This window comes from Streptomyces viridochromogenes (genome assembly GCF_001270495.1).
Classification (GTDB): Bacteria; Actinomycetota; Actinomycetes; order Streptomycetales; family Streptomycetaceae; genus Streptomyces; species Streptomyces viridochromogenes_A.
The window spans coordinates 43,209-54,627 of the sequence record NZ_LGUR01000233.1; the positions used below are offsets into that span (position 1 = coordinate 43,209).

Consider the following 11,419-nt stretch of genomic DNA (forward strand, 5'->3'; position numbering starts at 1 on the left):
AACAGGATTAATAGGGAGGGAATGTGCGCCAGAAGACGCGCATGATCGCTGCTTCGATGGTGGCCGCAGTGGCCCTGGGGATTGCCGCACCTGCGGCGTCGGCTGTCGAAGCCAACCGCACCGTTGCCACCGCGACGTCGCGGTCGGCCGCAGTGACGCCGGCGCCGCAGGCGGAGTCGTTTCCCCAGGTCGAGCTGAGCTCGGAGTCCGCGGCCCGGGCGGAGGGAGAACGAGCCGCCAGGGGCAAGCTCGGGGCCCTGAAGGAACTGCTCAAGAAGAGCCCGGCGCTCTTCAAGGCGGCTGTGAAGGCTGCGAAGAGGGGGGCGGCGGCCTTCGAACGGTGGGTCAATAGCCTGTCGAACTTCAACCCTGTGAAGTGGGCGATCAAGGCGGCGCCGGGCGTCGTCATCAGTGAGCTGATTGCCTGGCTGGCCGACCAGGTCATCTGATTCAGACATGGTTCTCCTCCCGGGCCTTCCGGGAGGAGAACCGCACCGCGAGGGGAAGTACCTATGAAGAAGCCGCGCGGACAAGTAGCCGCGGACAACATATGGGGATCGGCTGCGCTCTTCGTGTGCGCTTCCTTCATTGCGTTTGTTTTCATCCGCTCGGAGGGAGCCAGGACGACAGGCTGGGTCCTCTACTGGTGCGGCTGGATCGGACCAGCGAGCATGGCTCTTTGGTGTCTGGCCAAGCGAAGGAGCCCAGGCGTCGGTGGCGCTTTCTCGTTCGCACTGCTGATCACATCCGGTCTTCTCTTCTGGTTGAACCATGGCTGAACCAGAGACTCCCCCCTCACTCGTGTCTGCACGCGGATTGACCAAGGAATTCCATGGCCGCCGCGTACTTACCGACGTATCCCTGGAATTGCCTACACATACCGTGACGGGATTTTTGGGAGCAAACGGAGCAGGAAAGACCACAGCAATTCGGATGATGCTGGGTCTGTTGCAGGGGGGCGGCGAAACGCTGTTCATGGGGCGCCCTCTGGCCCAGTGGCGCGGTCCGGCCGGGGTCGTCGGCGCGGTCCTTGGCGGGGTTTCCGGGCACCCCAAACATTCGGTGCAGGCGCACTTGAAGATGGTGGCCGCCGGTATCGGAGTCCCGAGTGAACGCGTGGTCGAGGTCCTGAACTGTGTCGGCATGCATGAGGCGACCGGACTCCGTCTCGGCGGTCTGTCTCTCGGGATGGCCCAGCGCGTGGGAATAGCGCAGGCACTCCTCGGAAACCCGCGAGTACTGGTCCTCGACGAACCAACCAATGGACTCGACCCGCATTCAGTGCATTGGCTGCGAAGCTTCCTTCGGGCCTTCGCCGATGCCGGGCGGGCAGTCCTGCTTTCAAGCCATCAGCTGGCCGAGATGGAGCAGCTGGCCGACGGGGTCGTCGTACTCGCAAGAGGGCGAGTCGTCGCCAGAACGTCCATGTTGGACCTCTCCAGAACCACGCACGGGCGTGTCGGGGTTCAGAGCCCCACGCTCGACAAGCTGACGGCACTGGTCGAGCAGCGGGGCGGAACTCTCCATATGACCGCTCCGGAAACCGCTGAAATCACGGGGCTGTCGAGATTCCAGGTCGGAGACATCTCGGCTGAGCACTCGGTGCCGCTGCACTGGCTGGATGAGCGTCCAGCCTCGCTGGAGGAGTTCTACTTGTCCGTTGCTGATCAGGAGTACCAGAGCCGATGACTGCGGTGGTGGCCAGCGATGGCGACAATGCCACACCAGACCGGACGGTCCCGGTCCTCCCCCTGGCCGGGACCGTCCTCAAGCGTGCGCTGAGCTTCGAAGGGATGAGGCTGAGGGGTCTGCGCTCGACCTGGGTGGCCCTCGTGGCTCTGGCTCTCCTGAGTCTGCTCAATGGCCTTCTGCTGCCGATGGAAGCGGCCGATCCGAGGGGCGAAGAGCAGGCCACTGTCGAAGTCGCTCGGCTCGTCGACGCCTTGCAATTCAATGCCATTGCGATGCAGTTGCCCCTCAGCGCGTGGCTCTTGGTGTTCGTTCTGGGAACCGGCCCCATCACCACGGAGTTCAGCCACCAGACAGCACGGACAGCCTGGTTGACCGTGGGCAACCGCGGTCTGTCGTATGCGGCCAAACTCCTTGTGGGAGCAGCGGGCACCCTGATCAGCTCTGCCGCTGGTCTCGCCTTGAGCGCCATCGTGGGGTCGGCGGCCCTTACGGTGACGGGGCTTGCGCAGCCCGACTGGTCCACGTCCTGCGGACCTCTGCTGCGCTACCTGATCGTCATGGTGTTTCTGTCCGTTCTGGCCGGAGGCTTGGCCGGATTGGTTCGGAGCCGACTGCTGGCAGTGCTCACACTCACCCTGTGGCCACTCCTGCTGGAACGCCTCTTCGGCCTAGCGCTCCAACGGATCCCGGGTGTGGGCGAGATCCAGATGTGGCTTCCCTTCGCTGCGGCCCGAGCAGCGATGAACGGTGCGGAGAATCCGGACGGCTTCACCAGGGCACTGATCGGCAGTGACCTGGCTCCCCTGACAGGTCTCGGAGCGTTCTGTGCCTACGCAACCGTCATCGCATGCTGTGGATGGCTGGCCTATAGGCGGAGGGAGGCCCCATGAGCCTGAGCACCCCGGTGGCCGTCCGACGTGTGCCCGCCGTCGACGCACTGCGCGGATTCGCGCTGCTCGGCATCCTCATGGTGAACAGCACGCAGATCATGAATCCCTATGTGTCGGAAGGGGTTCGTGAGCCCGGCGCCGCCTTAGTGGACGACTTCGCCCTGTGGATGGTGATGGCGCTGGCGGCCACCAAGTTCTACCTGCTGTTCTCATTCCTGTTCGGCTACAGTCTCACCCTGCAGATGACCTCGGCAGCTCGTGATGCGGCGAACTTCACGGCACGCAACCTGCGTCGGTCGCTGGGTCTGCTGTTGCTGGGACTGGTGCACGCCGTACTGCTGTACAACGGCGACATTCTCATGACCTACGGCCTCCTCGGACTCGTCCTTCTATGCGCCCGACGGATGTCACCGACGGCCGCCGCCGGGACTGCCGGCTGGATTTACGGCGTCTTCGGCGTGTTCCTCACGGGAGTGGGCGCACTTGCGGCCGGGGTACAGGACGAGAGCGGCGCACATCAGGAGAAGATCGCAACGGCTGTGGCGGCCTATCGCGGCGATGCGGCAACGGTCCTCCAAGCAAACGTGGACCGACTGCCCGATGCCGTCCTTGGCATTCTCATCATGGCCCCCGGGGTGCTCGCCGCCTTCTTCCTCGGGCTGGCCGCAGGCAAGCGAGACCTGCTCGCCCACGACCGTACGAGCCGCTCTCAGCTGATCCGGATCACGACGATCGGGCTGGTCATCGGAGTCCCTGGGGCCGTCTTCTTCGCTTCCACATCCCAGGGACCGCTGGATGGGCAATGGCAGTTCCTGGGGCTCGGCGTGGGCATGCTGACGGCTCCCGCGCTCTCGGCCGCGTACGCCTGTTTGTTGCTGCTCCTGCTGCGCTCGTCTTGGGGGGAGCGGACCGTGCGGCTATTCGCCCCTGCCGGTCGCATGGCGCTGACGAACTATCTGGTGCAGTCCGTGATCATGGTTGTCCTAGCCACCGCATACGGTTTCTCACTTTATGGGCGTGTGGGTACTGCTGCGCTGATGGTTCTTGCATGCACCGTGTACTGCGCCCAACTCGCCCTCTCCAAAGCATGGTTGGGGCTATTTCGGCACGGGCCGGCTGAGTGGCTGCTCCGGGCGATCACCCTGGCGGGACTGCCACGAGAGCGTGCGGGTCGGTGACATACACGTCATCACCCGGCAAGGGGATGCCATATGCGGATTCTTCCCAGTCTCCCGCCAGGGAGCGAGCAGCGTGACGACGCGATTGGGCTAACCCCTCCCTACGTACACGGCGAACTCCACCCACGCCTCCGCGGCGAGCCGGAGTATCGGGCCGTCCAGGTCCTTGGAGTCACGGATGGCGACGGTGCCGGGCATGTTGCGGGCGACTTCGACGCATTCGCCGTGGGCGTCGCCGCTGCTGTGCGTGGACTTCTGAAAGTCGAACTCGGACACTCGGCCTACATCTCCTTGCGGATGCCGTTGATGAGGTTGAGGGAGTCGCGCTGCGCCAACCCCAGCCGCGTGATGCGCTCGAAGATCGCATTGTGGCGTGCGGCATCGGCCTCGCTCTCCAGCCACACCTTCGTCGAGAGAGTATCCGCCTGTACGAGATCCAGGGCGCCCGGCTCGGCAAAGGAGACCACGGTGAAAGCACTGGTCATCCCAGGGTGGGCGCCCGCACCGAACGGGACAACCTGCACGCACACGTTGGAGAGCCGAGCCGCTTCGAGAACGTGGTCCAACTGGGCCCGCATGACGTCCCGTCCACCAACCAACTGACGCAGCACCCCCTCGTGCAGCACCGCCACGAGCGACAACGGGCGCTCACCGGTCAACCGCGCCTGACGGGCAATCCTCGCCTCCACGAAGGGCTCGATCGCCTCGGGATCTTCCCAGGTGCCATTGCCCACCGCGAGGGAGCGGGCGTAGTCGGCGGTTTGCAGCAGGCCCGGGACGAAGGAGAGTTGCCAGGTGCGGAGCTGCGTGGCGATGTCCTCCAGTGCGACGTACTCCATCTGTGCCTTCAGCTGGGGGTACTGATGCCACCATCCCTGAACCTTGCGTCGATCTCGGTCGGCCTTCGCAAGAACCAGCAACTTCTCGATCACGGCTTCATCGGTCACGCCGTACAGATGACATAGCGCCCTGATATCAGGGTCACGCAACGGCACCTGCCCGCGCTCGATCTTCGCCACCTTCGCGGTCGACGCCGTGAGCGCCTCGGCGGCATGTGATTGAAGGAGGGAACACGACTCCCGCATCCGCAGCAATTCTCCGCCCAGCCTGCGGCCCAGAACGGTTGTGACCGTCTTCCCGCGGTTCGGGTCTCTGCCCGCCATGTCGCACTCCCTCCCGATGAGCTGCCCAGTCTGAGGGCCCGACGCAGTCAACCTCAACTCCAGGGACAGTATGTTTTCTGGCCGAACCAGTTGCTGGCCAGTTCCTCAGGGCGCTACGTTCGGTACTCAATCGCCCACCTAGTGACACCAGTTGGCGGAAGTGCACCATGCTGCCCACTCCGGGGCCGTACGGCAGAGCCACCTCCCCCCACCCACCTGGCGTCCACCTCGGGCACTTCGACCTCGCACAAGGAGGTGCGCTCTCGTGACCGACTCCTGTCCTCCCCACCACCCCAAAAGCCCCAATACCTATGACCGTTACAACGCCGTCAACTACACCCCGCTCCCCCGCAACATCCCCCGCGCCCGCAGACACGTCGCCCAACTCACCGCCGACCGGGGGCTCCCCCACGCCGCCCGCGACGCGGCCCTGCTGGCCAGCGAGCTGTGCACGAACGCCCTGCTGCACGGCTGCCTTCGCGACCGCCTGTTCCGGGTGGAGACGTCCCTCAGCGCCAAAGCCCTGCGCGTCGCAGTCACCGACCCGAGAGGCGAACGGCTCCCGTACTCCCGCCCCTTCACCACCGACGACCAGTTCGGCCGGGGCCTGCTCATCGTCCGCACGCTCGCCAACCGCTGGTCGGTGGAGAAACTCACCGTGGGCAAGACGGTCTGGGCGGAACTCGACATCCCCGGGAGCCCTGATGCGTAGCCTGCTGATCCGTCTCCGAAGGTGCCGCACCGGTACCTTGGCCGCACGGCGAAGGGAGACACAGATGGCGATCAAGTGGCAGGACGCGGTGGCCGAGGCTCGGGAAGCCACCGGCTTCACGGGCGAGGTCATCCAGCGCACAGTCGACGGCATCGGGGCTGCCCTGCGCCTCGACCACCGCGCCGACTTCTACACGGAGCTGGGCGCCCTTGCAGACTCCGGCGGCTTCGACGCGTTCCTCAATCACTGGTGGACCCAGGCACTCGCCGACTCGGCGGCGGACGTGGACGCACGCGGCCAAGCGATCGACTTCGCCGACGTGGCCGTGTCCCTGTACGCACGCGCCACGGACGGCCCCACGTCCACCCAGGCCGAAATCGAAGCCCTCGTCACCGGAGCGGAAGCACCTTGAGCTACACCATCATCTGGGAAAGGCCCGCTTCCGACGGTCTCAAACGGCTCAGGGCCCGTGACGGCGACGCCGTGAAGCCACTCCTCAAAGCGATCAACGCGCTCGCCGACCATCCGGAGCCCACCGCGAGCAGCAAGCTCGGCGGTACCAGCCTGCGGCGGTTACGCGTCGGTGTCTACCGGGCCACGTACGAGATCGACGGCTCCAGGGTGTCGATCAAGATCCTCATGGTCGGCAGCACCCCTCTCTGACCACAGCAAGGACACGGGCTGCCCCCACCGCAAGAGTCGACTGGGGCAGCCCTCCCTTCGTAGTACCGCCAGTTAGCCGGCCGAAGGCTCGCTCGGCGAGCCCCCCCCCGGACGCCACCCTTCCGCGTGCACCTCCCGGAAATCTCCCAGTGATCGCGGTGTTACAGACCCCGCTTAGCGTCAGGCCATGGCGGACATATTTGACGCGTACGCGTTGGCCGACGCGTGGGACGAGATGTTTGAGCGGCCGGGTGAGGTCAGGACCGCCTATGAGCCGGTGCTGGCGGCACTTCAGCCGATCGAGCCGAGTGAACTGCGCTTCCGGGCCGACCAGATGGCCCGGGCTTTCACCGACCGGGGCGTGACGTACGCCTTCGCGGGCGAGGAGCGGCCCTGGCCGCTGGACCTCGTACCCAGGATCCTCGACGCGCTCGAATGGGATCTCATACAACGCGGGGTCAGCCAGAGAGTCAGGGCCCTGGAGGCCTACCTCGCCGACGCCTACGGCCGCTGCCGCGCCTTCGAGGACGGCGTCGTGCCCTGGCGGCTGCTGCTCAACTCCCCCCACTTCCACAGAGCTGCCCATGGGGTGGAGCCACCGGGCGGGGTGCGGATCCATGTCGCCGGGATCGACCTCGTACGGGACGAGGCCGGGGACTTCCGGGTGCTGGAGGACAACGTTCGCGTGCCCAGCGGCGTCTCGTACGTCATCGAGAACCGACGTGCCATGACCCGGATCTTCCCCTCCCTCTTCGCCGAGCAGCATGTGCTGCCCGTCGACGGGTACGCCCAGCGGCTTCTCGCCGCGCTGCGGGCCGCCGCGCCCGACGGGACCGACGATCCGCGCGTCGTCGTCCTCACCCCGGGACCCAACAACGCCGCCTACTTCGAGCACGCCCTGCTCGCCCGGCTGATGGGTGTGCAGCTCGTCGAGGGCCACGACCTCGTGTGCCGCAACAACCGCGTGTGGATGCGGACGACGCGCGGCGAGGTGCCCGTTCATGTCGTATACCGGCGGCTCGACGACGACTTCCTCGATCCCCTCCACTTCCGCCCCGACTCGGTGATCGGCTGCCCGGGCATCATGGGCGCCGCCATGGCAGGAACCGTCACACTCGCGAACGCGGTGGGGAACGGCATCGCCGACGACAAGCTCCTCTACACCTACGTCCCGGATCTCATCCGGTACTACCTCGGCGAGGATCCGATCCTCCCGAACGTCGAGTCCTACCGGCCCGACGAGCCAGGGCAGTTGGACGCCGTACTCGACCAGATCGAGCAGCTCGTCATCAAGCCCGTCGACGGCGCCGGCGGCCAGGGCATCGTCATCGGCCCCAAGGCCGACCCGGACACGATCGAACGCACTCGCAAAGCAGTCATCGCCGACCCGCGCGGCTTCATCGCCCAGCGGCCGGTCGCCCTGTCCACCTCCCCCACCCTCGCGGGCGAGCGCATGGCACCGCGCCACATCGATCTGCGGCCCTTCGCCGTCAACGACGGCAACGATGTCTGGGTGCTGCCCGGCGGCCTCACCCGGGTTGCCCTCCAGGAGGGCAACCTGATCGTCAACTCCAGCCAGGGCGGCGGCTCCAAGGACACCTGGGTGCTGGCCGAGGGCCCGTCGGAGTCACCCGTCCCGCTCAGCGCCGGCGATCCGCTCGCTGTGGCGCCACGGCAGCTCGGACCCGACGGCACCCCCACCGTCGTACAGGAAGGGGCGCAGCAGCAGTGAACGACGTGATCCTCTCCCGTATCGCCGAGGCCCTGATCTGGACCGGCCGGTATGTCGAGCGCGCCGACGCCACGGGCCGCATCCTCGACGCCTATCTGCACCGCATGCTGGAGGACCCCTGGCGCGACGAGGACGTGGCCTGCCGATCGCTGTACGCGATCCTCGGCATGGATGCCGGTGGTCAGCCGGTGGACATGCAGCAGGTGCTGGACCAGCTGGCCTTCGACGCCCGCTCGACCGGCTCGATCGAGGGCGCGCTGGGCGCCGCCCGGCTGAATGCCCGCAGTGCCCGGGAGGCGGTGTCGTCGGAGATGTGGGAATGCCTCAACTCCACCTGGCACGCCCTCGCCGACCAGCGCCTGGCCGCACGGCGGACCGGACCGTACGCCTATCTGGAACTCGTACGACGCCGAGCGGCCCTCTTCTTCGGGCTCGCCGACTCCACGATGAGCCGGGACGACAGCTGGCGCTTCGTCGTCCTGGGCCGCAGCCTCGAACGGGTGGACATGACCGTACGACTGCTGTCGGTGCGGGTGCTGGACGCCGCGCACGCGCCCGACTGGCCGACCCTGCTGAGCGCGTCCGGCGCGGACGAGGCGTACGCGCGCGTGTACGGCGGTTTCGGCGACACACCGAGGGTGGCCGAATTCCTCCTGCTGGACCGTGACTTCCCGCGCTCGGCGCTGCACGCGCTGACCACGGCGGAGGAGTGCCTCACGGCGCTGGGCCGCCCCCGCCACGACCCGGCGCGCCGCCCGATCGGCCGGATGCGCACCCGTCTCGAATACCTGGACACACACGCGCTGGAAGAACAACTGCCCCTGCTGCTACGGGACTTGCAGCAGGCGTGCATGGCCTCGGCGGACGCGGTGGCCGACCGGTTCTTCCCGTACCAGGGGCCCGTCGAGTGGGCCCAGGAAGGAGCGTGAGATGACCGCTCAGGTAACTCGCCGTCTCCGCATCAAGCACATCACCCGCGTCTCGTACGCCCAGCCGGCCGCGTCCTCGCACAACGAGGTCCGGATGACCCCGCTCACGCTGCCCGGCCAGACCACCCTGGACGCCCGGGTCACCGTCAGCCCGGCGTCCACCACCTGGTCGTACTGGGACTACTGGGGCACCCAGGTCACCGGCTTCGACCTGATGGACCCGCACGCCGACCTCACCATCACGGCCTCCAGCCTGGTGGAGACCCACCCGCCGGGCCCGCTCCCCGAGGCGCCCACCTGGCGGGAGCTCACCGAGACGGTCGCGTCCTCCCGGCTGCTGGAGTTCGCGGGCCCGACCTCCCGTACGACGGTCCCCGGCCCGCTCGTCGAGAAGGCGCGGGAAGCGGCGGCCGGTCTCGATCCGCACGAGACGGCGATCGCGGTGTCGCTGCTGGTCGCCGACCGGGTGTCGTACCTCCCCGGCACGACGAGCGTGAACACCTCCGCCGCCGAGGCCTGGGAGCAGTGCGCGGGCGTCTGCCAGGACATCACCCACCTCACGATCGCGCTGCTGCGGGGAGTGGGCCTGCCCGCCCGCTACGTCTCCGGATACCTCCACCCCGAGCGGGAGGCGGAGCTGCACCGGCCGGTCGCCGGGCAGAGCCATGCCTGGATCGAGTACTGGGCGGGCGACTGGTGCGGCTACGACCCCACCAACCGGACGCGGGCCGACGAGTCCCACGTCGTCGTCGGCCGCGGGCGGGACTACGACGACGTCACCCCGCACAAGGGGATCTACCGGGGGGTGCCCGGGGGGCCGCCGGAGGTGACGGTGGAGTTCACGCGGGTGGCGTGAACGGTCCGAGGGCCCGTCGCGCGAGGGGCGGGCCCTACTTGCCGAGCCCGATCTCCGCGCAGTCGGCCTTGTACCTGGTGGTGCAGATCTCCGACACCTTGTAGATCCCGTCGGCGACGACGGTCTGCTTGATGTTCTTCTGGGTCAGGGCGACCACGGGGACCAGCAGGGCCGGGATCCCCTTGTCGGTCGGGCTGTCGACCTGGTCCTGGGTGAGGGAGTCGAACTGGATGTCGTGGCCCTGGACCTTGGCCACGGCCATCTCCGCGGCGCTCTCGGCCTCCTGCGGGTACGACTTGTACACGCTCATGTACTGCGCGCCGGACAGGATCCGCTGGACCGCGTCCAGTTCGGCGTCCTGCCCGGTGATCGGCGGCAAGGCGGTCACGCCCGCGGCCTCCAGGGCCTTGATGACACCGCCGGCCATGCCGTCGTTGGCGGCGTAGACGCCCTTGATGTTGTTCACGCCGACGTCCTTGATCGCCTGGGCCATGTTGGCCTCGGCGTTCTCCGGCTTCCAGTCCTTGGTGTCGTAGGACTTGGCGATGCTCACCGCGCCCTTGAGCTCGGAGAGTGCGCCCGCCTTGAACTGCTTGGCGTTCGGGTCGGTGGGTGAGCCGTTCATCATCACGATCTTGTCGGACGAGTCGACGCCCGAGCCGCCCATGGCATCCAGCAGGGTGCGGGCCTGGACCTCGCCGACCAGTTCGTTGTCGAAGGAGACGTACGCGTCGATCGGTCCCTCGGCCAGGCGGTCGTAGGCGATGACCGGGATCCCGGCGTCCTTGGCCTTCTGCACCCCGCCGGCGATGGCATGCGCGTCGACGGCGTCCAGCAGGATCACGTCGACCTGGTCGTCGATCATCTTCTGCAACTGCTTCGCCTGCTTGGCCGCGTCCGCGTCGGCGTTCAGGTAGACGACCTGGCCCTGCTTGTCGGTGAGCTCCTGGACCTTGCTCCGGATGATGGGGTAGTCGAACTTGTCGTAGCGCGTGTTCGCCGTCTCCGGCAGCAGCAGCCCCACGGTGATGTCATCGCCCTTGGTCGGACTCGCCTCGCTGCTGTCGCCCGTGACGCCCAGGGCCCCGCACGCGCTCAGCGCGAGGGTCATCGTGGACGCGGCGGCCACGACTGTGGCGGTACGGCGCAGGGGGCGCAAGGGACGCATACAGGAGCTCACTTCTGGTGCTTTCGGGACACGGGCGCGCCATTGCGCCCAGATGTCTGAAAAGACAACGCGCCCGCAACACCGGGCGTCAAGCGGAACTACTTAACGAGTGCGCAACACCACGCTCCGCTGAACATGTAAAGACATGACGGAACGTCTCCAAACGCCCGTTACACCTCCTCCACCAAAAATCGATCAAGAAACTGGTTGAGACCTGCACAACCAACGCCATTCCTCGCGAGTCGTGATCACGACAGCTCCCTCAGCGCTGCCCCGCACTCGACCAGAGGATCGAATGAACCCAGCCAGACGTACGACCGCCGCAGCCGCGACGACGGTCGTGCTCGCCACCGCCGGCACCCTGCTCACCACGGCCCCCACCGCCTCCGCCGCCGTGACCTGCACCTCGCCCGTCTTCAAACGCCAGTTCTTCGCC

13 protein-coding genes are annotated in these 11,419 nt (G+C 67.1%); 10 read left to right on the top strand and 3 right to left on the bottom strand.

The features are described 5' to 3' along the window. Positions 1–23: 23 nt before the first annotated feature. The 4 genes from ADK36_RS35745 (at position 24) to ADK36_RS35760 (ending at position 3,760) form a co-directional block, all read left to right on the top strand. Positions 24–449: a hypothetical protein gene (locus ADK36_RS35745; protein WP_053200522.1), complete on the top strand. Its 426-nt coding sequence runs from the start codon at positions 24–26 to the stop codon at positions 447–449. Between the two features lie 367 nt (positions 450–816). Next, positions 817–1,689: an ATP-binding cassette domain-containing protein gene (locus ADK36_RS35750; RefSeq protein ID WP_159391241.1), complete on the top strand. Its 873-nt coding sequence runs from the start codon at positions 817–819 to the stop codon at positions 1,687–1,689. Beyond that, positions 1,686–2,582, top strand: a complete 897-nt coding sequence (locus tag ADK36_RS35755; protein WP_053200526.1) for an ABC transporter permease — start codon at positions 1,686–1,688, stop codon at positions 2,580–2,582. Before ADK36_RS35750 ends, ADK36_RS35755 begins: the two co-directional genes overlap by 4 nt. Then, entirely contained in the window at positions 2,579–3,760 is a 1,182-nt protein-coding gene (locus ADK36_RS35760) for a DUF418 domain-containing protein (protein ID WP_053200528.1), read from the top strand. The genes ADK36_RS35755 and ADK36_RS35760 overlap by 4 nt, the downstream gene beginning before the upstream one ends. 90 nt (positions 3,761–3,850) lie before the next feature. Here ADK36_RS35760 and ADK36_RS35765 read toward each other — a convergent pair whose 3' ends face one another. Together ADK36_RS35765 and ADK36_RS35770 are read right to left on the bottom strand one after the other, a co-directional pair. Further along, positions 3,851–4,036 carry a DUF397 domain-containing protein gene (locus tag ADK36_RS35765; protein ID WP_053200531.1) on the bottom strand — a complete coding sequence of 62 codons (186 nt, stop codon included), beginning with the start codon at positions 4,034–4,036 and terminating at the stop codon, positions 3,851–3,853. Between the two features lie 5 nt (positions 4,037–4,041). Further along, positions 4,042–4,923: a helix-turn-helix domain-containing protein gene (locus tag ADK36_RS35770; protein ID WP_053200547.1), complete on the bottom strand. Its 882-nt coding sequence runs from the start codon at positions 4,921–4,923 to the stop codon at positions 4,042–4,044. A gap of 265 nt (positions 4,924–5,188) precedes the next feature. Between ADK36_RS35770 and ADK36_RS35775 the strand changes: the two genes are divergently transcribed. The 6 genes from ADK36_RS35775 (at position 5,189) to ADK36_RS35800 (ending at position 9,815) form a co-directional block, all read left to right on the top strand. After that, positions 5,189–5,635, top strand: a complete 447-nt coding sequence (locus tag ADK36_RS35775) for an ATP-binding protein (RefSeq protein ID WP_053200533.1) — start codon at positions 5,189–5,191, stop codon at positions 5,633–5,635. Between the two features lie 64 nt (positions 5,636–5,699). Further along, a complete protein-coding gene (locus ADK36_RS35780) occupies positions 5,700–6,047 on the top strand; it encodes a hypothetical protein (RefSeq protein ID WP_053200534.1) in 348 nt (115 codons plus the stop codon). After that, positions 6,044–6,298, top strand: coding sequence for a type II toxin-antitoxin system RelE family toxin (locus tag ADK36_RS35785; protein ID WP_053200536.1), 255 nt, complete (start codon positions 6,044–6,046; stop codon positions 6,296–6,298). The genes ADK36_RS35780 and ADK36_RS35785 overlap by 4 nt, the downstream gene beginning before the upstream one ends. A gap of 187 nt (positions 6,299–6,485) precedes the next feature. After that, positions 6,486–8,030 (top strand): circularly permuted type 2 ATP-grasp protein, encoded by a 1,545-nt coding sequence (locus ADK36_RS35790; protein ID WP_048585723.1) that lies wholly within the window; start codon positions 6,486–6,488, stop codon positions 8,028–8,030. Then, positions 8,027–8,959 carry an alpha-E domain-containing protein gene (locus tag ADK36_RS35795; RefSeq protein WP_048585724.1) on the top strand — a complete coding sequence of 311 codons (933 nt, stop codon included), beginning with the start codon at positions 8,027–8,029 and terminating at the stop codon, positions 8,957–8,959. Before ADK36_RS35790 ends, ADK36_RS35795 begins: the two co-directional genes overlap by 4 nt. Before the next feature lies 1 nt (position 8,960). Next, on the top strand, positions 8,961–9,815 hold the full coding sequence (locus tag ADK36_RS35800) for a transglutaminase family protein (RefSeq protein ID WP_048585725.1): 855 nt from the start codon (positions 8,961–8,963) through the stop codon (positions 9,813–9,815). A 34-nt stretch (positions 9,816–9,849) separates the two neighbouring features. On the opposite strand, the gene ADK36_RS35805 is transcribed toward ADK36_RS35800, so the two are convergent. Further along, complete coding sequence (locus ADK36_RS35805) at positions 9,850–10,983, bottom strand: sugar ABC transporter substrate-binding protein (RefSeq protein WP_199830319.1); 1,134 nt, start codon at positions 10,981–10,983, stop codon at positions 9,850–9,852. Positions 10,984–11,419: the final 436 nt, after the last annotated feature.